This is a genomic window from Streptomyces sp. NPDC048269 (assembly GCF_040652395.1).
Taxonomy (GTDB): domain Bacteria; phylum Actinomycetota; class Actinomycetes; order Streptomycetales; family Streptomycetaceae; genus Streptomyces.
This window is the reverse complement of record NZ_JBEZLW010000005.1, coordinates 25083-51020: the sequence shown is the minus strand read 5'-3', so window position 1 is coordinate 51020 and position 25938 is coordinate 25083. Positions and strand designations below refer to the sequence as shown.

Here is a 25938-nt window from a genome sequence, read left to right as displayed (position 1 = left end):
GTTGGACTCCTAGGGGCTGGCTCGGGCAGGCGGGTCAGGCCTGAGGGCGCGCTTCCGGTTCCGTTCGTCTCCCCGGGCCCGGCTCCGTGCCCGGTTCCTGTTCCGGTCCGGTCTCCGTGTCGGGCGCGGCGGCGAACGGCACGAGGGCCACGGTGACGTTGTCGTGGCCGCCGCCGTCGAGGGCGTGCCCCACCAGGACCTGCGCGCTGTGCAGGGGTCTGACGGCGGCGTCCGGGGGCAGCACCTGGGCCATCTCCCGGGCGGACTCCGCGTAGTTCCACAGGCCGTCGGTGCAGACGACGACCACGCCGGGGTGGTCCGGCTTGAAGATGGCGGTGTGGGGTTCGAGGTCGTACGCGTCGGCCCCGAGCCAGCCGGTGATGGCGTGGGCGCGGACGTCGGCGTAGGCCTCGGCCTCGCCCATCAGCCCGGCCGCGACCATCTGGGCGGCCCAGGAGTCGTCCTCGGTGAGCCGGCGCGGCAGCGCGGCACGGTCGTCGGGCACCCAGTAGGCACGGCTGTCGCCCACCCAGCCGATGGTCAGGAGGCCGCCGCTGACGACGGCGCCGACCAGGGTGCAGGCGGGGGCGTTCTGCGCGCCGGGGGTCTCCGGGGCAAGGGCGTTGACCGCGGCCGCCGCGGCCAGGATCGCCTCGTGCATGGCCTCCTGGGGGTGGGCGCCGCGCGGGAGCGCGTCCAACAGGGCCTCGTTGGCGGCCGCGGCCGCGGCCGCCGATGCCTCGTCGGGGCGGCTGGCGGAGGAGACGCCGTCGCAGACGATGGCCACGGTGGCGGCGGATCCGTCGGGCAGCGCGGTCGCCGCGACCGCGTACGAGTCCTCGTTGCGGTGGTGGCGCAGCCCGCGGTCGCTGACGGCCGCGACGCTCCCGAGCTCCTCTTCGAGGTGATCCCGCTCCCGCGGCTGGGCGTGCCCGCAGTGCTCGCAGTACCCGTCGGTGTCCACGTAACCCGACCGGCAGGCGACGCAGGTCTTGCCCCCTTCCGGCTGGCCCTGGGGGGTGCCGGTGCCGTACGGGGCCTCGTGCTCGGGGGCGGCCCGCTGCGGGGTCCCCTCCTGGGGCGTGGCGGCGCCGCCGGGCAGGTCGTACCGGGCCTGCGGCCCGTCCGGCCCGCCGCCGTGCGCGTGCTCCGGCGAGCCCCACGGGGTGCCCTCCGGAGGGGTGCCGATGCCGTACGAGGCTTCGGCCGGGCGGGGCGCCGGCTCCGGCTGCGGTTCGGGCACGGGCGCGGGCGCGGTCCAGTCGGCCGGGCCGTCGACCAGGGTCGGCGCCGCCGCGGCCACGCTGCCCCACCCGGGGGCGGGCGCGGGCGCGGGCACGGCGACGGCCGGTGGCGCCGTCGGCAGGGGGATCGTCGGATGGTCCACGGAGGGGGCCGGGGGAGGGGCGGTGACGGCGTAGCCGCAGACACCGCAGAAACGGTCACCCTCCTCCAGCGGTTCCGCGCAGCTGGGGCAGCCCGACAGCCGATGCATCGACATCAATCACACCCACGTCCGGGGACGGAAACGGTTTGCCCGCTCCACCAGTTCGATCCTCTCCTCGCCCCGCTGCGCCAGCCGTGCGAGTACGCGGTACGAGCGCTCCAGTCCGAAGCGCAGGCCACGTTCGTCCAGTTGACTGCCGAGCAGCGAGGTCCTCCCGGGGTCGGAACCCCGGCTACCCGACAGTACCCAGTCGAGGGCCGAGCCCAGAACTTCCGTCGTGAGCCGTTCGTGGCGCTCCGGGTCCAGCCCGAACCGCCGCAGCGCCTCCACCTGGTCGGCGGCGGCCGCCAGATCCGCGAGCAAGGGCTCCTGCGGGGTCCGGTCGCGCAGACGTGCGCGTACGGCCGCCACCCGTGCGGCGGTGTAGTGGATGGACGCCTCCGGTACGGACTCCAGCGTGCGCACGGCTCCGGCCCGGTCACCGGCGGCCAGTTGGACCCGGGCCAGCCCGAAGGCCGCGCTCACGAACCCGGGGTCGGTGGTCCAGACGAGGCGGTAGTACTCGGCGGCGTTGTCCAGCTGGCCCAGGACCTCCGCGCACAGCCCGAGGGCCAGCTTCGGCGCGGGCTCGCCCGGGAAGGCGTCGTAGATCGCGTCGAAGGACAGGGCCGCGATCTCGTTCTCCCCGGTGGCCAGCGAGGCTATCCCGCGGGCCCACACCACCCGCCAGTCGTCCGGGTGCCGGGCCTCCAGCTCGATCAGGGTGCGGCCGGCGGCGGCCAGTTCGCCCAGCTCCAGGCGGGCGCGCAGCTCCCGCAGCCGCAGCTCGGCCGAATCGGCCGGAGCCGAGCCGAGGGCGCCCAGGAGGTCGCCGGGTGCGGTGGCCAGCAGGCCGGCGAGGAAACCGGCGTTGGGGTCGGCCGCGTCGACCAGTGGTACGGGCAGCGCCAGCGCGGTGTCGCGGGCGTCGAGCGTCGTCGCTCCCGGGTGGGGCGGCGGTGACACGGGTGCGGCCACCGGGACCCCGGCAGGAGCCGACCCCGTCGCCGTGGACACGGGCGCCGACCGGGGCCCCGGCACCGGCGCACCCGCCACGTGCGTGGCGGTGCTTGCGAGTCCGGGCAGCGGCGCCCGGGAGGGTCCCGCGGGCACAGCCCCGCCCGCGGACGGCTGGGGCCACGGGCCGGGTGCGGCGGAGACCGGAACCGGGGCAGAGCCGGCCGGCGGCCCGGCCACGGGCGAGCCCGCCCGCAGGGCGACGCCCTGCGGGGTACCGCCGGTCCGTCCGCCCGGGCCGGAAGGGCCGGCTGCGGCGGCGGCCGGTATGCGCCGGCCGGGGCCGAACAGCCTGCTCGGCCGGGAGGCGGCGACCCGCTCGCCCAGCCGGGAGACCTCCGTCCCCGACGCGTCGGTGAACAGCCGGGTGTCCGGAACGCGCAGCTCCGGGCCGAAGAGCGTGGACAGCTGCGGCCGCGGGCGGCCCGTCTGGAGGGCGACCACCTCCCGCAGCACGCCCGTCAGCTGGTCCGCCATCTCCTGCGCGGACGAGAACCTTCGCCCGGGATCAGGGTCGGTGGCCCGTACGAGCAGCCGGTAGAAGGACTCGTACCGCCCGAACACCTCGATGTGTTCCGGGTCCGGGAGCGAATCCACGAACACATTGGTGTAGCCCTGGAAGTCGAAGGTCAGGACGGCCAGCGTGCGCGCCACCGTGTACAGGTCGGAGGCGACCGAGGGACCCAGTTCCGCGACCTCCGGGGCCTGGTATCCCACCGTGCCGTAGATGGCCGACTCCGCGTCGTCCATCCGCCGCACCGCGCCCATGTCGATCAGCTTCAGCTGGTCCTGCTGCTGGATCGCGTTGTCGACCTTGAAGTCGCAGTACAGAAGGTTTCTGCTGTGCAGGTGGCCGAGCGCCTCGAGGGCCTCGATGCCGTATGCGCAGGCCTGCTCCACCGGCAGCGGATCACGACGGCCGTCCGGCCGCCGACGCTCGTTCGCGATCTCCTTCAGCGACTTGCCGCCCACGTACTCCATGACGATGTACCCGTCCAGCGAACCGGTCCGCTGGTCCAGGTGCTCCACGAAGTTGTAGATCCGCACGATGTTGGAGTGCTCGATCTCCGCGAGGAAGCGCCGCTCGGAGATCGCGGCCTCCATCGCGTCCTGGTCCCCGGTGTCCAGCAGGCCCTTGAGCACCACCCACCGGTCCGAGACCGCCCGGTCCACCGCGAGGTACACCCAGCCGAGCCCGCCGTGCGCGAGGCAGCCGGCCACCTCGTACTGGCCGTGCACCACGTCGCCCGCGCGCAGCTTGGGAACGAAGGAGTAGGGGTGCCCGCACTTGGTGCAGAACCCCTCCGTACGACCCGGCCGCTCGCCCCGGGCCCTTCCCACCGGGGCCCCGCAGTCGGAGCGCGAGCAGAACCGCTTGCGCTCCGGCACCTCCGGGTTCTCCAGCACCGCCGCCGAAGGATCCGGACGTGGCACCTCCGGTACGTTGACCAGCCCTGCCCCGAGCCGGCCGCGCCCCGAGGACGACGGTGCCGAGCCCGAACTGCGCACCGACACCGACCGGGTGGAGGCGCTGCCCGACAGCGAGCGCGAGAGCCGCCCCGACACCGAGCGGCGGGACGACGACGAACGGGAGGAACGCGAGGACCGCGCCGAGGCCGAGGACCGCGCCGAACCGTGAGAGCCCTGAGACCCGTGTGACCCCTGTGAGCCGTGTGAGCCGAACGACCCCCGGGACCCGGCGGACCCCAGGGAGCCGCGCGCCGCGCTCGTCATCCCCGTCGGCGGCGACACCAGCTCCTCCGCACCCGCCGCGACGGAGCCGACGGGCGCCAGCCCGCAGGTGTCGCAGTACAGCTCGCCGCCGCCCATGTCCTCGTACGTCCCCGGGCAGCCGGGGCGAACGCACGCCGTTCCGATCAGGCTCATGCGCCGTCCTTTCCGGGAGTCCCCGTGCCCTGCAACGCCTCGGCCGCCGACTGCTGGTAGCGCAGGACGGCCTGCTCGGCGGCCCGCAGGTCGCAGGGCGCGCTCCACAGCATCCGCCGGGCCGTGTCGTACCGCTCCATCAGCAGCGGGTCCTCCGCCAGCCCGTGCCGAGCCACCTTCGCCTTGTACGCGTCGAGCCGCCCGCGCAGCTCGGCCCGTACCGCCAAGGGTGCCGTCACCGCCGTCAACGATTCACGGGCCCTGCGCAGTTCCTCCTCGGCCCGTTCCTCCAGCGACTCCAGCAGCGGAGAGAGCCGGTGCCAGCGGGACTGGCGCCGGTGCTCGGCCGCCGCCGCGAGCTGCTCCTGCAGCACCGTCGGCGGGCCGCTCACCGCCGGCACCTCCGACGCGGCGATCTTCGCCAGCACCTCACCGCGCGCGGTGCGCGCCTCCGCCAGGGTCCGGTCGGCCCGCGAGAGCACGTCCCGCAGGCTGATCAGCCGCTGCTCGGAGTCCTGCCGTACGTCCAGCACGGCCTCGACCTCCCGGCGTACGTCCTCCAGCGCGAGCGCGGCCCGGTCGTAGCGGCCGGTGTCGGGGCGGCCCCCGCCGGGCGCGGAACTGCCCGTCGCCGGCACCCAGAACGCCAGCGGGTCCGCGATCACCTGCGCGCGCAGCTCCGCGAGTTCGGCGGTGATGGCCTCCAGGTCGTCGCCCGAGGGGTGTTCCCCCGGACGCACGCCCACGGAGTGGGCCAGGGAGCGGGTGCGGTGCAGCTCGGCGGCGAGCAGGTCGATCCGCGCGGGCAGCGCCGACCACACCGCGTCGGCGGCGACCACCACGTCCAGCGAGCTCGCGTACAGCGCGTTCATCCGGGCCACCAGCTCGGCGAGCGAGAGCCGCTCCGCCAGCGCGACCCCCTCCACGGCGGCACCGGCGATCAGCACTCCGGGCCCGCGCAGCCGTTCGGTCAGCTCGACCAGGTCCTCGCGGTTCGGCCAGCGGCGCCGCTCACGGACCTCCCGGGCGGCGCTCAGGGCCCCGCTGTAGGCGTCGAAGTACCTCCACAGCCGGGTGATGTCCGCGTCGGCGGCCGCCCACCGTTCCTTGGTGATCCCGGTCAGCCCGGCGCCTTCCAGCAGCCGGCGCCCGGCGTGGTCCTGGAGCGCGAGCAGGGAGGTCTCGACGGCCTCGTGCTCCGCGCCCAGCCGGGACAGGGCGCGGTCGACGTCGTCCCGGTCCATCACTGCCGACCACGCCTCCACCGACTGTGCCTCCGCTTCCGCCTCCGTGCCCGACCCGGTGCCCGGATCCGTGGCCTGCTCCGCGTCCGGTCCTCTGCCCGCCACCGGCCTCAGCCGTCCCGGTACTTGGGCGCGGGCGGTCCGGCCACGCCGGGCAGCACGGGCGCCAGGTGCTTGAGGTACGACTTCATCCACGGACTGTCATTGCCGCCCGCACGGTAGCCCTCCAGCACCTTGTTGACCCGGCGGACCAGGTCGGAGGCTTCCTTGTTCATCGCCACGCCGTAGAACTCGCGGGTGAAGGGCGAGCCGACCAGCTGTACGGCCGGGTCCTGCGCGGCATGTCCGGCGGCGAGGGCGTTGTCCGTGATGATGCCGTCCACCTCGCCCAGCTGGAGGCGGACCAGGCAGTCCAGCTGGTTGGGCACGGTGACCGGCACCGAGCCGTACGACTGGGACCTCAGCGCCGTCTCCGCCGTGGAACCGGAGGCGAAGCAGATCCGCTTGTCCTTCAGGGAGGTGTCGTACCCCGTGATCGGCGAACCCTTGGGGGCCAGCACCTGCTGCCCGGCCTCGAAGTAGGCCGTCGAGAAGGCGACGTCCTCCAGCCGCTTGCAGTTGATGGTCATGGTCCGCACGACGATGTCGACACGGCCCTCCTGGAGCGCCGGGACGCGCTGACTGGTGGGGATGGCCCGGTAGATCACCGCGTTCGGGTCGCCCAGGATGTCCTGGGCGATGGCCTTCACCAGGTCGATGTCGAAGCCGTCCAGGCCGCCGCCCTCCTTGGCCTGGTTGCGGTAGCCCCAGCGGAAGCTGTTCTGGTCGACGCCCGCGACGAGTTTGCCCGCCGCCTTGATCCGGGCGATCGCCGCGCCGTCCAGACCGGACGGACGCAGGCTGGCCTCCGGGTCCGGGCAGGTGTCGGTGAGCACCCAGGGCGCGGCCGGGGCCACCGCCATCGAGGCGGGCTCGCGGACCACCGGCGGGTGACCGGCCTCCGGTGTCGCCCGGGCCAGTGGGAGCAGCACGGCCCCCGCCGTCACGGCGCAGGCGGCGGCCATCGCGGTCACCCCGCCCCAGCCGCGCAGCCGGCCCGTCAGCCGCCGCACCCCGGACACCCCGGACACCTCGCTCCCGCCGCTCTCGCCGTTCCCGCCATTCCCGTGACCTTCGGAGGCCCGCATCGCCCGTATCCGCATCGCTCTCACCTGTACTCCGAAAGCCTGCGCCCGATACCGAGCAGCGCCGCAGCCGCGCCGACGGCCACGAGGGCCGCCGTGCCGGTCAGCAGGCCGCCCAGAGCGCCGAGCCCGTCCCCGGCCGCCCGGGTGAACTCCTGCTGCTCGTGGGCCACCGCCTGTTCCAGGGAGGCGTCCACGATGTCGAAGGCCGCCCCGCTGCTGTCCTTGTGGTCCTTGTCCCCGACGACCTGGGGCAGGGCGGCCTCGTAGTCCCCCTTCAAGTCCGCCTCCCGGGCCGCCGCGTGCCGCTGCTTCCACTGCTTCACGCCGTCCGCGGCGCGGGTCACCGGCGCCCGGCCCGCCTCGTCGTCGGCCAGCCGCAGCGCGGTCGCCAGCCCGGCGTCCAGCTCCTTCATGTTGGTCGTGAAGTCCACGTCGTACTTGTCGGACTTCTTGTCCTCGGCCAGTACGGCGCCCCGGGCGATCAGCGTCAGGTTCTCGCCCGCCCGTGCCTGGAGGGAGGCGATCCGCGCGTCGTTGAGCACCTTCAGGGACTCCTGCCCCTGCGCGCGGGCCTCACCCAGCGAGGACCGCGCCACCGTGTGCCCCACGGCCAGCCACAGCAGCACCACCACGGACGCGGCCGTCGCCGCCAGCAGACCGTGGTTGAAGACCCTGTGGGTACGCCGGTAGTTGCGCCGCTGCGCCCACGCCAGGGCGGCGAGTGCGACCAGGCCCGCGGCGAGCGAGGCCAGCGGCCAGGACCGGGCGTCGTCGTAGTCCGTGTAGAGCCGGCCCGTCTCGGCCTCGTACAGCCGCTGCGCGGCCGGCAGCAGCTGCGTGGTCATCTGCTCGTTGGCGTACCGGAGATAGGCGCCGCCCAGCGGCAGGCCCTGCCGGTTGGCGGCCCGGGCCTGCTCGATCAGGCCGGTGTAGCGCGGCAGCTGCTCGCTCAGCAGGGTGATCTGGGCGCGGGCGTCCTCGCTGCCCCCGCCGTTGGCGGAAGCGCTCACCAGCAGCCTGGAGGCGTTCGCTATGTCCTTCTCGTACCGCTGGCGGACCTCGCGCTCGTCCCTGGCGCCCAGCAGGAAGCCGGAGGAGGAAGCGGTGTCGGCGTCCGCGAGGGAGCGGTAGATGCTCGCCGCGTCCGCGCTCAGCGGCTGGCTGCGGCCCACGACGTCGTCGGCGGCGGCGGACCGGCCGGAGATGTCCCAGAGGGCGACCGCGCCGAACAGCAGGATCAGGGCGGCCAGCGCGGCGCCGATGATCCGCAGCCGGCCGGGCTCGGTCGTCGCCGCGGCGCGCAGCCGCTCCACACCCTCGGCCCAGGCGGTACCCCGCCCCGGCGGAGCACCCGGCGGCATCGCCGGCGGCCCGGCGGGCGGCACGGCGAGACCGCCCCCCGGCGCGGGCGCGCGTGATGTGATGGCCACCGTGACCTCCCCCTCGGTCCTGTCCCTGCTCCGCAGCAGTATGGCCGTAGCGACGGTCGGCCACAGCACCCGGTGCTGGATCTCGGGTGATCCGCCCCCAGCGGCCGCCCCCGCCACCCCTTCACCGTGAATACGTCCCTACGGCCTCCACGGTTCCAGACGGGCCGCCCGCCGGGGCCGGTTCACCCGAAATGGGCACGGAGTTTCGCGTCGGCCGAGGGCGGGGAGCCGAGCGCGTCCAGGCCCAGCAGCGCGGCACCCAGCACCGGCGGGGCCGTCACCACCGAGACCCGGGCGTGCGGGGCCCGTTCGGCCAGGAGCTCCTCGATCCGCCCGTTGAGCTGCGGATGCCGGGCCGTGAGCACGCTGCCCCCCAGCACCACGGGGACCTCCTCGGCCAGCAGGTCCAGGCGGCCCAGTGCCACCGTCGCCATGGTCGCGATCTCGTCCGCCTGCCGGTGCACCAGGGACAGCGCCACCGGGTCCCCGGCGGCCGCCACCGTGAACAGCACCGGAGCCAGCTCGTGCCGCCGCCCGCCCGGGATGCGGCCCAGATGCAGGGCCTCGATCAGCGCGTACATCGAGTCGAGGCCGAAGTGCGCGGGCAGGGCCCGGGCCAGTTCCGTCGCCTCGCCCCGCCCGTCCTCGGCGCGGGCGGCGAACCACAGGGCCTCCTCGGCCAGTCCGCCCCCGCCACCCCAGTCGCCGGAGATCCGGCCGATCGAAGGGAAGCGGGCGGTCCGCCCGTCCGCCGTCATCCCCACGCAGTTGATGCCGGCCCCGCACACCACCGCCACACCGAGCGGTGCGGCGCCCGGGGGCAGCCCGGCACGCAGCAGGGCGAAGGTGTCGTTGCGCACCGTCGTCGTGCGGCCCCAGCCCCGGCGCTCGATCTCGCGGGCCAGCTCCCGCTCCTCCACCGGGAAATCCGCGTTCGCCAGACAGGCCGACACATGATCGGCGCAGGGCCCGGCCTCTCCCCCGGAGTGCATGCCGACGGAGGCCATCGCCTCCGCGATCACGTCGACGGCCGCGGCAACGCCCGTACGGAAGGGCTGGAAACCCCCGGCCCGCCCGGTGCACAGCACCGAGCCGTCCGGGGCGACGAGTGACACGTCGGTCTTGCTGTTGCCCGCGTCGACGGCCAGGACGGAACAGAGCTTCACGCCCACGGCAGGTGCTCCTTGTTGTGCGCGAGCAGCCGGTCCGTCAGCCCCTCGGCGAGCTCGGACTGACCGATCAGCGGATGCGCCAGCAGCGCCCGGAAGACGCGCTCGCTTCCCCCGCGCAGCGCCGCGTCCAGCGCGAGGTCCTCGTACGCCGTCACGTGCGAGATCAGCCCGGCGTACAGCGGGTCCAGCGGCGGCACGGCCAGCGGCACCGGACCGGAGCCGTCGACGCGGGCCTGGACCTCGATGACGGCGTCGTCGGCGAGGAACGGCAGCGTCCCCTCGTTGAGCGTGTTGACCACCTGGACGGCCGGTCCGCCGCCGCCCAGCAGCGAGGCCGCCAGGTCCACGGCCGCCTCCGAGTAGAAGGCGCCGCCCCGCCGGGCCAGCAGCGCCGGCTTCTCGTCGAGCGCGGGGTCCGCGTACAGGGCGAGCAGCTCCCGCTCCATCGCGGCGACCTCGGCGGCCCGCGAGGGCTTGGTCGCGAGCTCCCGCACGACCTCGTCGTGGGCGTAGAAGTACCGCAGGTAGTACGACGGTACGACGCCCAGCCGGTCCAGCACCGCGCGCGGCAGCCGGATGTCCCCGGCGATCGCGTCGCCGTGATCGGCGAGCAGCCGCGGCAGCAGGTCCTCGCCCTCCGGGCCGCCGCGGCGCACGCCCCGCTCCCAGGTCAGGTGGTTGAGCCCCACGTGGTCCAGGTGGATGTCGGCCGGCGCGAGGTCCAGCAGGGCCGCGAACTTCCGCTGGAAGCCGATGGCGACGTTGCACAGGCCGACCGCCTTGTGCCCGGCCCGGAGCAGGGCCCGGGTGACGATGCCGACCGGGTTGGTGAAGTCGATGATCCACGCGTCGGGGCTGGCCCGCCGGACCCGCTCGGCGATGTCGAGGACCACCGGGACGGTGCGCAGCGCCTTGGCGAGGCCGCCCGCGCCGGTGGTCTCCTGCCCGACGCAGCCGCACTCCAGCGGCCAGGTCTCGTCCTGGAGCCGGGCGGCCTGCCCGCCGATGCGCAGCTGGAGCAGGACGGCGTCGGCGCCCTCGACCCCCGCGTCGAGGTCGGAGGTGGTGGTGACCAGGCACGGGTGCCCCTGCCGGGCGAAGATCCGCCGGGCCAGGCCGCCGATCAGCTCCAGCCGCTCGGCCGCGGGGTCGATCAGCACCAGTTCGCCGATCGGCAGGGTGTCGCGCAGCCGTGCGAAGCCGTCGATCAGCTCGGGGGTGTAGGTGGAACCGCCACCCACCACTGCGAGTTTCATCGTCACTAGCCTTTCACTCCCGTCAGGGTGACGCCCTCGACGAACGCCTTCTGGGCGAAGAAGAAGAGGACGATCACGGGCGCCATGACCAGTACGGTCGCGGCCATGGTCAGGTTCCAGTTGGTGTGGTGCGCCCCCTTGAAGGACTCCAGTCCGTAACTGAGGGTCCAGGCGGCCGGGTTGTCGGAGGCGTAGACCTGCGGGCCGAAGTAGTCGTTCCAGGCGCAGAAGAACTGGAACAGCGCGGCGGCGGCCATCCCGGGCTTCGCCATCGGCAGCACGACCCGCAGCAGGGTGCGCACCTCGCCGCAGCCGTCCACGCGGGCCGCGTCCAGGTACTCGCCGGGGATGGTCAGCAGGAACTGGCGGAGCAGGAAGATGGTGAAGGCGTCGCCGAACGCCATCGGGATGATCAGCGGCCACAGGGTGCCCGACAGGTCGAGCTGCTTTGCCCAGAACAGGTACATGGGGATGACCACCACCTGCGGCGGCAGCATCATCATCGCGATCACCAGCAGCAGGGAGAGCCGCTGCCCGCGGAAGCGGAACTTGGCGAGCGCGTACGCGACGGGCACGGAGGACACCACGGTCAACAGGGTGCCGAGCCCGGCGTACAACAGCGTGTTGCGCCACCAGGTCAGGAAACCCGGCGTGTTCCACACCTGGGCGTAGTTGTCCCACTCCCAGGTGTCCGGCCACAGGTCGCTGGTCAGCGCCTGCCGGTCGCCCATCAGGGAGGTGAGCAGCAGGAACACGAAGGGGAGGACGAAGAACAGGGCGGCCGCCACGCCCAGGGAGTGCACGGCGATCCAGTGCAGTACGGGCTTGCCGCCGCGCGTGCTCGTGGCCGTGCTCATTCACACCCTCCGATCAGTCCGCCACGGCGGCGCATCAGGAGCGCGGTGAAGGCCATGGAGAGGGCGAACAGGACCAGTGCCACGACGCAGGCGGTGCCGTAGTCGAAGCGCTGGAAGCCGAGGTTGTAGACGAGCTGGGGCAGGGTCAGGGTCGACTTGTCGGGGTAGCCGGGCTCGAACTGCTGGCCGGAGCCGCCGATCACCCCGGCCGCCACCTTCCCGGCCACCAGCGGCTGGGTGTAGTACTGCATGGCCTGGATGACCCCGGTGACCACCGCGAACAGGATGATCGGCGAGATGTTCGGCAGGGTGATGTGCCGGAACCGCGCCCAGGCCCCGGCCCCGTCCAGCTCGGCGGCCTCGTACTGCTCCTTCGGTACGTCGAGCAGCGCGGCCATGAAGATGACCATCAGGTCGCCCACCCCCCACAGTGCGAGGGCGGTCAGCGCGGGCTTGGACCAGGCGGCGTCGGTGAACCAGCCGGGGGTGGGCAGCCCCACCGCGTCCAGCAGGCTGTTGACGGGTCCGGTGCCGGGGTTGAGCAGGAAGACGAAGGCGAGGGTCGCGGCGACCGGCGGGGCCAGGTAGGGCAGGTAGAAGAGGGTCCGGAAGATGCCGGCACCGGTCTTGATCTTCGTGACGAGCAGGCCGGTGCCGAGGCCGAAGACGACCCGGCAGCTGACCATCACCACGACGAGCCACAGGGTGTTGCGCATCGCGGGCCAGAACAGCGGGTAGTCCGTGAAGACATAGGCCCAGTTGTCCAGGCCGTTGAGGGCGGGCTGCCGGAAGCCGTCGTACTTGGTGAAGGAGAAGTACACGGTGGACAGCAGCGGGTAGGCGAAGAAGACCGCGAACCCGATCAGCCAGGGGGACATGAAGGCCGCGGTCCGCAGGGCCGACCGCCGGTGCTTCGTCCGCAGGGTGTGGGTGGTCGTCGAGGGCATCGAGGGCTACTCGGCCTTCGCGATGTCCGTGTCGATCTGCCGGTCGGTCCTGGCGAGACCGGCCGGGATGTCGGTGACCTCGCCCTTCTCGACCCCGTACGCGAAGTCCTGGAAGGTCAGCTGGTAGGTGCCGCCGTCGGCCCGGGCCGGGGTGGTGCTGGACTTGGGGTGCCGGGCGATGTCGAGGAAGGTCTTGAACTCCGGGGACACCTGGAGGTCCGGGGACTCCAGCGCCGCCAGCGTGGACGGCACGTTGTGGATGGCGTTGGCGAAGGCCACCACCGCCTCGGTGTCGGTCGTCATGTACTTCACCAGCTCCCAGGCGGCGTTCTGCTTCTTGCTGCCCGAGGCGATGCCCATGATCGTGCCGGAGAGGTAGCCCTTGCCGTAGTCGGCGGCCTGGTCGTCGGGGACGGGCAGCGGCGCGGTGCCGATCTCGAAGGGGACACCGGCCTCCTTCGCCATCGAGGCCCGCCACTCGCCGTCGATCTGCATGGCCACTTGGCCGGTGTGGAAGGGGTGTTCGGCGCTCCACTCGTCACCGAAGGTGTTGCGGAACCGCTCCAGCTTCTCGTAGCCGCCGAGCTTGTCGACCAGGTCCTTCTGGGCGGTCAGCATCTTCGCGAAGGCCGGGTCCCCGGCCAGGCTGGACTTGCCGTCGGCGCCGAAGTAGGCGGGGCTCCACTGCGCGGCCAGCCGCATGGGGGTGGTCTCGTAGCCGTGGTAGGTGGGCATGAGGCCGACCTGCTCGTACGAATCGCCCTTGGGTTTGGTCAGCTTCTGAGCGACCTCGGTGAACTGGCTCCACGTCCTGGGGGGATCGGTGATGCCTGCGGCAGCGAAGGCGGTCTTGTTGTAGACGAGGCCGTACGCGTCGTTCAGCAGCGGCAGCGTGCACTGGTTGCCCTTGAACTGGGTGTATTCCAGCAAGGTCTTGGGGAAGACCTTCTCCTTGTCCACCCCGGACTTCCGGAGGAAGGGGTTCAGGTCGGCGAAGGCGCGGGAGTTGCAGAACTTGCCGACGCTGTCGGTGGTGAAGGAGGCGACCGCGTCGGGAGCCTTGTCGCCGCCCGCGCGCAGCGCCTGGTTGATCTTCTCGTCGGTCATGTTGCCCGTGACCTGCACCTTGATGTTCGGGTGCGCCTTCTCGAACCGGGCGATGTTCTCCTCGATCGCCTTGGTCTCGCTCGGCGCGGACCAGCCGTGCCAGAAGTTGAGGGTGACTTCCTTGTCCGGGTCGTCGGTGGCCTCGGCGCCGCTCTGGCCCGTACAGGCGGTGGCGAAGACGGATATCGCGGCGAGGAGGGTGGCCGTGGCGGTCAGGCGTCCGGTTCTGGGCATGGCGGGGCTCGCTCTCTGAGGGAGGAACTTCCTGTGGGGTGCCGGTGCGGAGTGTGGGCAGGTGGGGGGTGGTTTCCGGGGTGTCCAGGACGCCGGGGGTGTCCGGGGTGCGGGGCGGGCGGGCGGTTCAGCGGGAGGTGTCGAAGACCGCGGCGCGGGTGGCGGCCAGCGCGTTCTCCAGCGCACCGCGCAGCACCGGCCGTTCGGGAACCTCGCCGGAGACCAGCCGGGGCCGGGACGGGGCCAGTTCGGCGAGCTCGGCCTCCAGGAGGCCGCGCAGCGGCTCCCCGCCGGCGGCGATCACGGCTCCGGAGAGCACGACGATCTCCGGGTCCAGCACGGCGACGAGCGAGGCGAGGCCGGTGGCGAGCAGGGTGGCGTACGACTGGAGGAAGCGCAGGTGCGCGCCTTCGGGCGTGGCCGCGGCCTGCCCGAGCAGTGCGACGGCGGCGGCCACCTCCGCGCTGTGCGGGCCCTCGGAGGCGGCGAGCGGTGTGGCCTCGACGCCCTGTTCCGCGGCGAGAGCAGGAACCACCTGTACGCCGGCCAGCTCCTGGTAGCCGCCGGTGTTGGCGCGGGTGACCTGCCGGACCAGGGGGTGGCCCGGCACGGGCAGGAAGCCCACCTCGCCCGCGCCGCCGGTCCAGCCGCGGTGCAGCCTGCCGCCGAGCACCAGGGCGGCGCCGAGGCCCTCCTCGTTCCACAGCAGGACGAAGTCCTCGTGGCCGCGCGCCGCGCCGAGGCGCTGCTCGGCGACGGCGGCGAGGTTGACGTCGTTCTCGTACTCGACCGGCATCGGCAGGGCGGCCGCCAGCTCGTCGAGGAGGGTGGGGGAGTGCCAGCCGGGGAGGTGGCTGGCGTAGCGCAGCCGGCCGGTCTGCGGGTCGAAGGCGCCCGGGGTGGCGATGACCGCCCGGTGCAGGTCGGAGAGGTGCAGCCCGGCAGCCTTGACGGCTCCGCCGAGGGCTTCGACGACGTGCTCGACGGCGCCCTTGCCCTCGGTGTAGGGGACCTCGTGCGTGCCGGTCACCGTGCCGGTCAGGTCGGCGACGGCCGCCAGCACGCGGCCGGGAGTGACGTCGAGGCCGCCAACGTGGGCGGCCCGGGGGTTGACCGCGTACAGCTGGGCGCTGGGTCCGGGGCGGCCGCCGTCGGTGCCGGTGGCCACGACGAGCCCGGCGGCTTCCAGGCGGGCCAGGAGCTGGGAGGCGGTGGGCTTGGACAGCCCGGTCAGGTGCCCGATCCTGGTCCGGGACAGGGGGCCGTGCGTCAGCAGCAGCTCCAGTGCGGCCCGGTCGTTCATGGCGCGCAAGAGGCTGGGCGTTCCGGGCGTGGCGGCGGGCATGGTGCGCTCTCTCCCTCACCGAGGTGAACTGTTAAGTAAGTTTCCTATCACTGTTCGGGCCGTGTCAATGCCGCCGCCCCGCAGGAAGTGACCTGCGGGGCGGCGAAGAGCGTCTTCCCGGTTACTTGGTGATGCGCGGGCCCTGCGGCGGGATCGGGGTGGTGGCCAGCGACTGCGGGGAGGCCGGGTTCGCCAGCGCGGACGGCGCGGCGACGACCGCCGACGGGTCCGGAGCCTCTTCGTCCTCCGCCGGGGCAGGCGCGCCGCCGATGATCCGGATGCCCGCCGCGTCGAAGGCGTCCTTGATCCGCCAGCGCAGCTCCCGCTCGACCGCGAACTGCTGGCCCGGCATCGTCTTCGCCGACACCTTCACCGTCATCGAGGCGAGCAGCACCTCGTCCAGGCCCAGCACCTCCACCGGACCCCACAGGCGCTCGTCCCAGGGGGTCTCCTTCGCCAGGGTGTCGGCGACCTGCTGGACCACCTCGCGGATCCGGGCAAGGCTCTCCGACGGCTTGACCTGGACGGCCACGCCCGCGGTCGCCCAGCCCTGGCTGAGGTTGCCGATCCGCTTGATCTCGCCGTTGCGCACGTACCAGATCTCGCCGTTGTCCCCGCGCAGCTTGGTCACGCGCAGGCCGACCTCGATGACCTCGCCCGAGGCCACACCGGCGTCGATCTTGTCGCCGACGCCGTACTGGTCCTCCATGATCATGAACACGCCGGACAGGAAGTCCGTCACCAGGTTCCGGGCTCCGAAACCGATCGCCACACCGGCCACACCGGCACTCGCCAGCAGCGGGGCCAGATCGATCTTCAGCGCGGCGAGCACCATCAGCGCGGCCGTGCCGAGGATCACGAACGAGGCGACCGAACGGAGTACCGAACCGATCGCCTCCGAACGCTGGCGGCGCCGCTCGGCGTTGACCAGCAGCCCGCCGAGCGCGGTGCCCTCGACCGCCTCCGCGCTGGTGTTCATCCGGTTGATCAGCTTGGTCAGCGCCTTGCGGACCACCGAGCGCAGCGCCGCCGCGATCACCACGATCAGGAGGATGCGCAGGCCGATGCTCAGCCAGGTGGCCCAGTTCTCCTCGATGAAGCTAGCGGCCTCGGTGACGCTCTCGTGCGTCTCCTTGAGCGTCTTGGACGCGTCCGGGGTGTCTGTTGCCAGGGGCAGCAGGGCAGCAGGCCAGGGCACGGCGGAACCTCCAGGTGTAGCGGTCCGCCCGCGGAACGGTTGTGCGGGCAGACCAACCACACTAACGGGGCATTCCCTTCTCCGTATTTGCCGAGGGGGTCGCTGTTCGAGGGAGAGACCGGACTCACGTGGGGATGACGTGGGTGTGGTTGAAAACACCTCGGACCCGTTACGGGCTCTTGGTGGCGCTTCGACCAGCCGTAAGGAGAGACTGGAGAGCAGATCGTCCCGGCGCGAGCCACGCGCCGCCGGCGTACAAGGAGGCAGTCCGTGCCGCACGTCCTGGTCCTCAATGCGTCGTACGAGCCCCTCGGCGTCGTACCGCTCCGCCGCGCGCTCGTCCTCGTCCTGGAGAACAAAGCGGTCTCCCTGGAGGAATCCGGCGCCTATCTGCACAGCGCGACCAGAGCCGTCCCCGCGCCCAGCGTGGTCCGGCTCAAGCGCTTCGTGCGGGTCCCCTACCGGGGGCCCGTTCCGCTCACCCGGCGCGCCCTGTTCGCACGGGACGGGGGCCGCTGCATGTACTGCGGTGCCGTCGCCACCAGCGTCGACCACGTCATCCCGCGCAGCCGGGGCGGCCAGCACGCGTGGGACAACGTCGTCGCCGCATGCCGTCGCTGCAACCACGTCAAGGCCGACCGGCACCTGCTGGAACTCGGCTGGCGCCTGCGCCACCAGCCGGCGCCTCCGTCGGGCCTGGCCTGGCGCATCATCGGGACGGGGCACCGGGATCCGCGATGGATGCCGTACCTCCAGCCGTACGGCGCCCAGGACGCGCTGGAGCGCATCGGCGTCGCGGCGTCCTGACCGGCCCCTGCCGGGGCCTTCGCAGCCTGACCCTGCGGGGTTGCGCCCGCTGGTCGGCCGCGGCCCGGCTTCCTGGGGCTCCGCCCGGACTCCGCGCCTCCCACGCCGGCGGGGCCGCGAGGGGGACGGGCGCAGGCTACGGGGTGACCGCGTAGGCCTCCGCCGACCAGAGGGAGCAGCCGTAGCGCGTCGCGCGGCGCTCGCACGTGACGCGCAGGAAGCGGGTTCCGGGGGCGTCCACGCGGAGCGATTCGCGGCCGCCGGCCGACGCCCGCACGGTGGCGGCCGGATACCAGGCGTGGCCGTCCGGCGAGGTCTCCACGCGGTAGGACGAGGGATGCGCGTCCTGCCAGTGGAGGTCCAGGCGGCCGATCCGGGCCGGGGCCGGGAGCTCCGCCTGCCACCACGCGCCGTCCACCGCCGGCGAGGACCAGCGCGTGGCCGGGGAGCCGTCCACGGCCCCAGAGGCCGGGAACGCGGGCGTCTCGTCCGCCGACGAACTCGCCCGCGCCCTGCGCAGCAGGTCCGGGCCACCGGTGCGGAGCACCGCCCGTACCGTCAGGGTGCGCGACTCCCCGCCGAAGACCACCGGCACCTGGTAGGTGCCCGGCGGCACGTCCCGTGCGACCGCGACCTCGAACGGGATCGACACCCGCCCGCCGCGCGGCGCCACCGCGCTCTCCGGCAGCCGGACCTCGATGCCCCGCGGCGGCCGCGCGGACAGCGGCCCGCGGACCTCGCCCGCGCCCAGCGCGGTCAGCTCCGCCGCCACCGGCCGCGCGGCGCCGCCGATCTCGGCGTCGACCGCGCCCCCGTCCGCCAGTTCGAAGCGGGCCCGCGGCCCGTCCCCGAGCCAGGGCACCACGCGGTGCACGACCGGCGCGGTCCCGGCCCAGGACAGCCGTACCGCGTCGGCGCTCAGCCCCGCCGTGTCCACCTGGGTCCAGCCGGACGCCGCGGCATCGCCCACCTTGCGCCAGCCCTCGCCCGGTACGTGGGCCTCCACCGCCGCGCCCCGGACGCCGGCCGGGAACGGGTCGGTCGCCACCGTCACCGCCGCCAGCGGATGCTGCGCGTCCAGCCGTACCGTCCAGGCGTTCGCGTCCTTCGTCACCTCGCCCGTCTGCCGGCCGGCCCCGGTCCACGCGTCCGCCTCCGCCGCCGCCTTCGCCAGGAAGGGCTCCAGGACGGCCTTGTCCACCGTGGCCGCGCCCGGCTCGGCCAGCGCCTGGCGGGCGCGCGTCAGCGCCTGCGCGGCCTGCCAGGCGGCCGCCCCGTCGCCGCGGGCCTGGGCCCGCAGGACGTCGACCGCCAGCTCGCCCGCCGCCCCGTAGCGCGACAGCCGCTCCAGCCAGGGTCCCGCCTCGTCCGCGAGGCCCGGGAGCCGCCCGGGGGCCTCGCGCAGGACCGTGAACGCCTTGCGCAGCTCGGTCCCGGCCGCCGGGTCGCCCGCGGCCCGCGCCTTCCAGAACTGCTCTACCAGCCGCCCCAGGTACGCGGACTCCTGCTGCTTCAAACCCGACGAGGCCGTGTTCCCGGCCAGCGCCGCCACCGCCTCGCGCGTGCGCGGGTCGGGGCCGGACAGCTCGCGCACCGCCGCCGCCCAGGACTCCCCGGGCCGGTAGCCGCGCGGATTCCAGGCGAAGTCCGCCGCGGTGAAGACCGGGATGCGGGACAGGGTCCCCTGCGGCATCCCGTTGGTCAGCAGCGCCGCCGAGCCGCCCGCGACCGCCGGCTCGCGGCCCGCGTACGGTCCGAGGAAGATCCGGTCCGGATCCCAGTCGTTCACCGGGTAGTTGTCCATGGTGACCAGCGGGTGGCCCAGCGCCGAGCGCGCCCCTGCGAGCTCGCTGCCGGTGATGGTGCGCGGCACCACGCCCACGCCCGTCCAGGCGACCTCCACCCGCGGGTCCAACGCGCCGGACAAGGCCGTCCGGTAGGTGGTGGCGCCCTCCTGGTAGAACTCCGTCGGCAGCAGCGACAGCGGGGCCGCCCCCGGATGCCGCGCGGCCAGGTGCGCCGCAAGCTCGCCCGCGACCTCCGCGTGCGCCTTCGCGGCCGCCGCCGGGCCCTTCCCGAACCGCTCCCGGTCCGCCGCGCAGCTCCACTCGCTGTAGCTGATGTCCTGGAACTGCACCTGGAAGGCCCGGAAGCCCAGCTCCCACATCGCGTCCAGCTTGCGCGCGAGCGCCGCCCGGTCGGCCGCCGAGGACAGGCACATCGACTGGCCCGGGGTGACCGCCCAGCCCAGGACGACCCGGTTGGCGCGGGCCCGTTCGGCCAGCGCCCGGAATTCCTCCCGCCGCTCCGCGGGGTACTCCTGGCGCCAGGCCGTCGTACGGTACGCGTCGTCGCCGGGCGCGAGCAGCAGCCGGTTCTGCTTGGTGCGGCCCATGAAGTCAAGCTGCGCCAGCCGCTGTTCCTGCGACCAGGGCTGCCCGTAGAAGGCCTCGGCGATCCCCCGTACCGGCGCCGTGGGCCAGTCCCGCACCAGCACGCCGGGCGCCTTCCCGGCACCCGCCGCGAGCAGCTGACGCAGCGTCTGCGCCGCGTGGAACAGCCCGTCCTCCCCTACGCCGGCCAGTGCCACCGTGTCGCGGCCGCCGGGCCGTCCCACGGCCAGCCGGTAGCCCCCGTCCGGCAGATCGCGTGCCTCGGTCGCGCCCAGCGCCCGCAGCGCCTGCTCCGCGTCCGGGCCCTGGAGCCGTATGACGGTGCCCCGCTCGGGCAGCGGCGCCCCGGGGGCCCGCTCGTGCAGGGTCCGTACGCCCGCCGCGCGCAGGGCGTCACGGACCACCTGGACCGCGTACGGATCGGCGCCGGGCGGGGCCACCAGCACGGCCTCCGCGCCCAGCGGCACCTCGCGCGCCGGGTCGGCGGCCATCGACTGCGGCCGGGGCCACACGGCCGGGCCCTCGGCCGCGGTGCGCGGGGTGTCGGCTCCGGGGTCGAGGACGGGCCCGGCGGCGGCGACGGGTGACGGATCCTTGGCCGGGCCGCCCGTGGCGGACGGTCCGGACGGTCCGGACGGCGCCGACAGGGTCCCTGGAGGCGCGGACGCCACGGCTCCGCCCAGCAGCGTGCCGAGCACCGCGACGGCGGCGGCCGTCGACCGCTTCCTGCCCCTGAGCTGCACAGAGCCTCCTCGTCCCGAGACGTCCCCCGCTCGTACGAATGAGCCCGAGCCCACCACCCGTGCGGTCGGAGTGTCAATCCTGGTGGGTGATCTGACCGGGATACGCCAGGAATGCGATGCCCCCGAGTGGGTAGAGCTGCGGTGTTTCCCCGGCGGTGTCCCACCCTTCTGCACCACGCTTCTGACTCACCCTCATGCACGAAGGAGTGCTCGTAGATGGACGACGACCTGGCCCGGCTCGCGGCCCTGCACGGCATCGCCACCGCCTACCAGCCCGCCGCGGACGTCACCGTCCAGGTGCCGCGGGCGACGGTCGCCACCGTGCTCGGCGTGCTGGGCGTGGTCACCGACACCCCCGAGGACGTCCGGGCGTCCCTGGCTGCCGCCGAACAGGAGGCCGCGGCGCGGCTGCTGCCGCCCGTGCTGGTGCACTGGGCGGGCGAACCGCCGCCCTCCGCGCTGGCCGCCCTGCCGCCCGGGACCCGGATCCGGCTGGAACCCGAGGCGGTACCGGACGAGGCGCCCGGCGAGGCCGTCGCGTGGGAGACCGGCCCCGGCGGGCCGCTGCCCGACGGACTGCCCCTGGGCGTCCACCGGATCACCGTCGCCCTGCCCGACGGCCGCACCGCAGAAGCCACCCTGATCGCGGCCCCTGACCGGGCCCCCGCCGCGCCCGCGCGTGCCCACGGGCTGCTCGTCCAGCTCTACTCCCTCCTCTCGGAACGCTCCTGGGGCATGGGCGACCTGGGCGACCTCGCCGACCTCGCGCGGTGGGCCGGGCACACCCACGGCGCCGGCTTCATCCAGGTCAATCCGCTTCACGCGGCCGTGCCGGGCGCCCCCACCGATCCGTCCCCGTACCGGCCCTCCTCCCGCCGTTTCCCGGATCCGGTCCACCTGCGCGTCGAGGACGTGCCCGAGTACGCCCGCTGCCCCGACCGCGAGGCCCTCGCCGAACTCGCCGCCCGGGGCGGGGAGCTGCGCCGCGAGGTGCTGGAGAAGGGCGCGCTGATCGACCGGGACGCCGTCTGGGCGCTCAAGCGGGCCGCCCTGGAGCTGCTGTACGCCGTCCCGCGCACACCCGAACGGGAGGCGGCCTACGGGGAGTTCCGCGCCGGGCAGGGCCCGCCGCTGGACCGGCACGCCGCCTGGTGCGCGACGGCAGCCGGCGAGGACCCCGGCAGACGTCTCGACTTCCACCGCTGGCTGGTGTGGCTGACGGTCACTCAGCTCGCCGCCGCCCAGCGGGCCGCCCGTGAGGCCGGCATGGCCGTCGGCATCGTGCACGACCTGGCCGTCGGGGTGCATCCCGACGGCTCGGACGCCCGTACCGGCCCCTTCCACGCCCGGGGCATCTCCGTCGGGGCGCCGCCGGACGCCTTCAACGCGCGCGGTCAGGACTGGGGGCTGCCCCCGTGGCGCCCCGACAGGCTGGCGGCCACCGGTTTCGCCCCCTTCCGGGCCCTGTTGCGCGGGGTGTTCCGGTACGCGGGCGCCCTGCGGATCGACCACGTCATGGGCCTGTTCCGGCTGTGGTGGATCCCGGAGGGGAGCCCGCCCGCCGAGGGCACGTACGTCGGCTACGACGGCGAGGCCATGCTGGCGGTGCTGGTGCTGGAGGCGCACCGCGCCGGAGCCCTGGTCATCGGCGAGGACCTGGGCACGGTGGAGCCGCGGGTGCGCCGGGCGCTGGCCCGGCGCGGGGTGCTCGGCACCTCGGTTCTCTGGTTCGAGCGGGACTGGTCGGGCGGCCGGAACCCCCTCCCCCCGCAGGACTGGCGGGCCGACTGCCTGGCCACCGTCACCACCCACGATCTTCCGCCCACGGCCGCCAAGCTCGCCGGCGGCCACGTGGAACTGCGCGACCGGCTCGGTCTGCTGACCCGCCCCGCCGACCTGGAACGGGCCGAGGACGCCGCCGACACCGCCGAGTGGCTGGCCGTACTGGACCGCCTCGGCCTGGACGTCAAGGGCGAGGAGGCCGCCGTACGGGCCCTGTACGCCTTCCTGCTGCGCACGCCCGCGAGGCTGGTCGGCGTGTGGCTGCCGGACGCGGTGGGGGACCGGCGGCCGCAGAACCTGCCGGGCACCTGGGACCAGTACCCCAACTGGCGGCTGCCGGTCGCCGATGCCGCGGGGCGTCCGCTGGCCTTGGAGGAGCTGACCGCCTCGCCGCGCGCGAACGCCCTGCTGAGCGCGGTGCGCAAGGGGCTCGCCGAGGACGGGGGACGGAGGGGGTGACCCCGTACGGCACCCCCGGGCGCGCGGCCCGTTCGGGTGTTCGCTACGTTTGCACCGTGGACAAGAAGAACGCTCTGCGCGCCGGCGCCGTCACGGCCGGAACGACGCTGATGATGCTGCTGATGACGTCTCCCGCCCTTGCGGTGACCCGCGACGACGGCGACGACCCGGGCACGGGCCTGAGCATCGGAGAGACGCTCGGCCTGTACGTGGCTGCGCCGATCGTGCTGTTCCTGATCATCGCGGGTCTCGTGATGGTCGGCGACAAGTCGCGCAAGCAGCAGCAAGAAGGCTGACCCGGTCCGGCCCGCCGGGCCGGCACCGACAGGACTTCCCGGGCGCCGGGGGTCCGCACGACCGAGGTGATGCGGTCGTGTGGCGACCCTCGGCGCCTTGTTGTGTCTTCTCACCGTGTACGGCGGTGTCCGGCCGTGTCCCGCCGTGTCCCGCCGGGTGTTCCCGCTGTGCCTTCAGACCCCGGCCATCAGCTTGCGGAGCAGGCCGGTGAGCACCTTGACCTCCTCGTCGCTGAGGCCGGTGAGCGCGGCGCGCTGCACTTCCAGACCGGCGGTGACGGCCTCGTCGATGAGCGCGAGGCCCTGGTCGGTGATCGTGACCTGGAGCCCGCGCCGGTCGTGGGGATCGGGCTTGCGGCAGATCAGCCCGGCCTTCTCCAGCTTGTCCAGACGCCCGGTCATGCCGCCCGTGGTGAGCATGAGCGTGGCCGACAGCTGGCGCGGTGAGAGCGTGTACGGGGCGCCGGAGCGGCGCAGCGTGGCCACGACGTCGAACTCCCCGCGCGAGATGCCGAAGCGGGCGTAGGCCTGCTCCATCGCGTCGCCCATGGCTCTGGCGATCCGGTAGATGCGGCCGAAGACGGCCATGGGGGCCGTTTCCAGGTCGGGGCGTACCGCGTACCACTGGGCAGTGATCGCGTCGACGGCGTCCTTCTCGTCCTTCTCGTCCTTCATGGCTGGAGTATCCGATTCCACTCGGTCGTTCGCAAGAAAGTAGCTTGACGGAAAGTAGCTTAGAGCTAAGCTACTTTCGAGCAAGTGATTCGGGTGGCGACTCACAGGGGGGACACCATGAAGGCAGTCGGCGAGGTACGCGTGGCGGGGGAGCGGTCCCTGCTCCTCGGCATCGGGATCAGTGCGGTCGGGATCGGCATGTACGTCCCGTTCTCGCTGGTCTTCTTCCACCACGTCACGGGGCTGTCCTTCACCCTGGTCGGCCTGGTCATGACCGTCACCGGGGTGGCCGGGCTGGCGTTCATGCCGCTCGCGGGCTCGGCCGTCGACCGGTTCGGCGCCAAGCAGGTCAACCTGGTGCTCTACGGGATACGGGCGCTCGGCTTCGCCCTCTACCCCTTCGCGGGCTCCCTGCCCGCCTTCGCCGCGGTCGCCCTCGTCACCGCCCTCGCCGACCGGTCCTTCTCCGTCGTCCAGCAGTCCCTGATCGGGGAGGTCGCGCACGGCGCCGCCCACGACCGGCTCCAGGCCTCCACCCGGGCCCTGCAGAACGCAGGTATGGGCGCGGGCGCCCTCCTCGTGTCCGGGGTGCTGGCGCTGTGGGGCACGGGCGGATTCACGTACACCGCCTGGGCCAACTCGCTCGCCTTCGCCGTCGCCGGACTGCTCGTCAGCCGGGTCCGCCCGGTCCGCGAGGCTACGGCCGGCTCCACCGGGCGGGCGCCCGCCGGCTACCGGATGGTCCTGCGGGACCGGCCCTTCCTCGGTCTCACCGCTGCCAACTTCCTCACCGCGCTGGGGTACTCCGCCCTCTCCGTGCTCTTCCCGCTCTACCTCTCCACCTGGCTGATGGCCCCCGACTCCCTCACCGGAGCCGCCTTCACCGTCAACACCGCCCTGTGCGCGGGCGTCGGCGTCCTGATCGCGGGCCGGGTCCGCCGCTCCGGCGCCCGCCGCACCCACTCCGCGGCCCTCGGCGCACTGCTCTTCGCCGCCGCTTTCGTCGGGCAGATCGTGCTCGGGACGCTCCGCCCCGGACAGACCGCCACACTCGTCGCCCTGCTGGTCATCGTCGTCGTCTACACCCTCGGCGAACTGGTGCACAGCCCCTCCGGCGGCGCCCTGTCGGTCTCTGCGGCCCCCGAGGCCGTCCGCGGCCGCTACCTGGCCACCTATCAGCTGTCCTACTCGCTGGCCACCGCGCTGGCCCCCTCCCTCTTCACCGCGTTGCTCACCGTCGACGGCCGCCTGCCCTGGGCCGTCCTGACGTTCACCGCGCTCGGCGCCGCCGTCGCGCTGCTCCGCCTGGAGCGGCACCTGCCCGCGCAGGCCGTGTACGCCGAACCGCCGGCCTCCGCCGCCCCGCGGCCGCCGGTGCCCGCCGCGGCCTGAGCCGCCTCCGCCCCGTCCCGCCCTCCCGCCTCCCGATAGAGGAGCCGTCCGTCATGAAGCGTTTCGCCACCGTCGCCCTGACCGCCCTCGCCCCCGTCTCCTGGGGCTCGACCTACTTCGTGGCCACCGAGCTGCTCCCGCCCGACAGGCCGCTGTTCACCGGGGTGATGCGGGCCCTGCCCGCGGGGCTGCTGCTGACCGCCCTCGCCCGCACCCTGCCCAAGGGCCAGTGGTGGTGGAAGTCCGCCGTCCTCGGCACGCTCAACATCGGCGCCTTCTTCCCGCTGCTGTTCCTCTCCGCGTACCGGCTGCCCGGCGGGGTCGCGGCCGTGCTCGGCGCCGTCGGCCCTCTGTTCGTCATCGGACTCGCCGCCCTCGTCCTCGGGGAGCGGACGAGCCTGCGGACCGTACTCGCCGCCGTCGTGGGGGCGTTCGGCGTGAGCATGGTCGTCCTCACCGCCGAGGCGAAGCTCGATCTCGTCGGCATCGTCGCCGGCGTGATCTCCTCCGCCTCCATGGGCGCGGGCACCGTGATGACCAAGCGCTGGGGCCGCCCCGAGGGCGTCGGCCCGCTGGCGATGACCGGCTGGCAGCTCACCGCGGGCGGGCTGGTCATCATCCCGGTCGCCGCCCTCGTCGAAGGGGCGCCGCCCGCGCTCGACGGCAACGCCTTCCTCGGCTACGGCTACATGATGCTGGTCAACACCGGGATCGCGTACTGGCTCTGGTTCCGCGGCATCGGGCAGCTCACCGCCACCTCGGTCACCCTGCTCGGCCCGCTCTCCCCGCTCACCGCCGCCGTCATCGGCTGGGCCGCCCTCGGGCAGGCACTGACCCCCGTCCAGCTGGTGGGCATGGCCATCGCCTTCGGAGCCACCGTCGCAGGTCAGCTCGCTGCCGCCCGTACCGCCACCAAGGCGCAACCTTTCAGTTCAACTGAACAGATCGATCGAAACATTTCGATGGACCTGAGTGGTGGGCGGGTGCGACGGTAGGTCCCACGACAGACAGACCCGACCCCGAG

The 25938-nt window shown here is 73.7% G+C and carries 19 protein-coding genes; 5 read left to right on the top strand and 14 right to left on the bottom strand.

All coding sequences use genetic code 11. The features are described 5' to 3' along the window. Nucleotides 1–34: 34 nt before the first annotated feature. From AB0D48_RS07390 to AB0D48_RS07335, 12 genes are all read right to left on the bottom strand, one after another. The gene (locus AB0D48_RS07390) at nucleotides 35–1501 is read right to left on the bottom strand and encodes a protein phosphatase 2C domain-containing protein (protein ID WP_362391795.1); all 1467 of its coding nucleotides are present in this window, start codon (nucleotides 1499–1501) and stop codon (nucleotides 35–37) included. Nucleotides 1502–1504: 3 nt separating this feature from the next. Next, entirely contained in the window at nucleotides 1505–4390 is a 2886-nt protein-coding gene (locus AB0D48_RS07385) for a tetratricopeptide repeat protein (RefSeq protein WP_362391793.1), read from the bottom strand. Continuing rightward, the gene (locus AB0D48_RS07380) at nucleotides 4387–5634 is read right to left on the bottom strand and encodes a hypothetical protein (protein WP_362392284.1); all 1248 of its coding nucleotides are present in this window, start codon (nucleotides 5632–5634) and stop codon (nucleotides 4387–4389) included. Before AB0D48_RS07380 ends, AB0D48_RS07385 begins: the two co-directional genes overlap by 4 nt. A gap of 110 nt (nucleotides 5635–5744) precedes the next feature. Continuing rightward, nucleotides 5745–6698 carry a glutamate ABC transporter substrate-binding protein gene (locus AB0D48_RS07375; protein ID WP_362392281.1) on the bottom strand — a complete coding sequence of 318 codons (954 nt, stop codon included), beginning with the start codon at nucleotides 6696–6698 and terminating at the stop codon, nucleotides 5745–5747. A 143-nt stretch (nucleotides 6699–6841) separates the two neighbouring features. Then, complete coding sequence (locus tag AB0D48_RS07370; protein ID WP_362392277.1) at nucleotides 6842–8182, bottom strand: hypothetical protein; 1341 nt, start codon at nucleotides 8180–8182, stop codon at nucleotides 6842–6844. Nucleotides 8183–8433: 251 nt separating this feature from the next. Continuing rightward, entirely contained in the window at nucleotides 8434–9423 is a 990-nt protein-coding gene (locus AB0D48_RS07365; protein ID WP_362391791.1) for a BadF/BadG/BcrA/BcrD ATPase family protein, read from the bottom strand. After that, nucleotides 9414–10679, bottom strand: a complete 1266-nt coding sequence (locus AB0D48_RS07360) for a 6-phospho-beta-glucosidase (RefSeq protein ID WP_362391789.1) — start codon at nucleotides 10677–10679, stop codon at nucleotides 9414–9416. The genes AB0D48_RS07365 and AB0D48_RS07360 overlap by 10 nt, the downstream gene beginning before the upstream one ends. A 5-nt stretch (nucleotides 10680–10684) precedes the next feature. Next, complete coding sequence (locus AB0D48_RS07355; RefSeq protein ID WP_362391787.1) at nucleotides 10685–11536, bottom strand: carbohydrate ABC transporter permease; 852 nt, start codon at nucleotides 11534–11536, stop codon at nucleotides 10685–10687. Next, nucleotides 11533–12483, bottom strand: coding sequence for a sugar ABC transporter permease (locus AB0D48_RS07350; protein WP_362391785.1), 951 nt, complete (start codon nucleotides 12481–12483; stop codon nucleotides 11533–11535). Before AB0D48_RS07350 ends, AB0D48_RS07355 begins: the two co-directional genes overlap by 4 nt. Before the next feature lie 6 nt (nucleotides 12484–12489). Next, entirely contained in the window at nucleotides 12490–13824 is a 1335-nt protein-coding gene (locus AB0D48_RS07345) for an ABC transporter substrate-binding protein (RefSeq protein WP_362391783.1), read from the bottom strand. A gap of 127 nt (nucleotides 13825–13951) precedes the next feature. Continuing rightward, nucleotides 13952–15169 carry an ROK family transcriptional regulator gene (locus AB0D48_RS07340; RefSeq protein ID WP_362391781.1) on the bottom strand — a complete coding sequence of 406 codons (1218 nt, stop codon included), beginning with the start codon at nucleotides 15167–15169 and terminating at the stop codon, nucleotides 13952–13954. Nucleotides 15170–15290: 121 nt separating this feature from the next. After that, nucleotides 15291–16367: a mechanosensitive ion channel family protein gene (locus tag AB0D48_RS07335; protein WP_362391779.1), complete on the bottom strand. Its 1077-nt coding sequence runs from the start codon at nucleotides 16365–16367 to the stop codon at nucleotides 15291–15293. 270 nt (nucleotides 16368–16637) lie between these two features. Between AB0D48_RS07335 and AB0D48_RS07330 the strand changes: the two genes are divergently transcribed. Continuing rightward, nucleotides 16638–17174, top strand: a complete 537-nt coding sequence (locus AB0D48_RS07330; RefSeq protein ID WP_362391777.1) for an HNH endonuclease — start codon at nucleotides 16638–16640, stop codon at nucleotides 17172–17174. Nucleotides 17175–17310: 136 nt separating this feature from the next. Here AB0D48_RS07330 and AB0D48_RS07325 read toward each other — a convergent pair whose 3' ends face one another. Beyond that, nucleotides 17311–20310, bottom strand: a complete 3000-nt coding sequence (locus AB0D48_RS07325; protein ID WP_362391775.1) for a beta-N-acetylglucosaminidase domain-containing protein — start codon at nucleotides 20308–20310, stop codon at nucleotides 17311–17313. Between the two features lie 216 nt (nucleotides 20311–20526). Between AB0D48_RS07325 and AB0D48_RS07320 the strand changes: the two genes are divergently transcribed. Continuing rightward, nucleotides 20527–22551, top strand: coding sequence for a 4-alpha-glucanotransferase (locus AB0D48_RS07320; RefSeq protein ID WP_362391773.1), 2025 nt, complete (start codon nucleotides 20527–20529; stop codon nucleotides 22549–22551). A gap of 56 nt (nucleotides 22552–22607) precedes the next feature. Next, nucleotides 22608–22847 carry a hypothetical protein gene (locus tag AB0D48_RS07315; RefSeq protein ID WP_362391771.1) on the top strand — a complete coding sequence of 80 codons (240 nt, stop codon included), beginning with the start codon at nucleotides 22608–22610 and terminating at the stop codon, nucleotides 22845–22847. Between the two features lie 174 nt (nucleotides 22848–23021). On the opposite strand, the gene AB0D48_RS07310 is transcribed toward AB0D48_RS07315, so the two are convergent. Further along, on the bottom strand, nucleotides 23022–23522 hold the full coding sequence (locus tag AB0D48_RS07310; RefSeq protein WP_362391769.1) for a MarR family transcriptional regulator: 501 nt from the start codon (nucleotides 23520–23522) through the stop codon (nucleotides 23022–23024). Nucleotides 23523–23639: 117 nt separating this feature from the next. Between AB0D48_RS07310 and AB0D48_RS07305 the strand changes: the two genes are divergently transcribed. Together AB0D48_RS07305 and AB0D48_RS07300 are read left to right on the top strand one after the other, a co-directional pair. Continuing rightward, nucleotides 23640–24914 carry an MFS transporter gene (locus tag AB0D48_RS07305; protein WP_362391767.1) on the top strand — a complete coding sequence of 425 codons (1275 nt, stop codon included), beginning with the start codon at nucleotides 23640–23642 and terminating at the stop codon, nucleotides 24912–24914. Between the two features lie 53 nt (nucleotides 24915–24967). Beyond that, complete coding sequence (locus AB0D48_RS07300) at nucleotides 24968–25909, top strand: EamA family transporter (RefSeq protein WP_362391765.1); 942 nt, start codon at nucleotides 24968–24970, stop codon at nucleotides 25907–25909. Nucleotides 25910–25938 lie beyond the last annotated feature (29 nt).